Here is a 302-nt window from a genome sequence, read left to right on the forward strand (position 1 = left end):
GGAGATGGGCACGCGGCTGCCCAACGAGGCCGGCGCCGATCTCTACCACTTCTGGCGCCCCAGGATTGCCGAACTGCTCAACACCCGCCTGCGGGCCGACCCGACGCCGGTGGTGATCAACCTGGCCCTGTCTCTTATACACATCTCCGAGCCCACGAGACCGTACAGGAAATCGCGTATGCCGTCGTCTGCGTGAAAAGGGGGGGGGGGGGGGGGGGGGGGGGGGGGGGGGGGGGGGGGGGGGGGGGGGGGGGGGGGGGGGGGGGGGGGGGGGGGGGGGGGGGGGGGGGGGGGGGGGGGGG

The 302-nt window shown here is 76.2% G+C and carries 1 pseudogene; it reads left to right on the plus strand.

Annotated elements, in window-relative coordinates:
• Nucleotides 1-196 (plus strand): annotated as a pseudogene (locus JHD63_RS24450) (hypothetical protein); the annotation flags it as partial.
• Between the last annotated feature and the right edge of the window lie 106 nt (nt 197-302).

The organism is Xylophilus sp. ASV27, assembly GCF_016428875.1.
GTDB lineage: Bacteria > Pseudomonadota > Gammaproteobacteria > Burkholderiales > Burkholderiaceae_C > Xylophilus.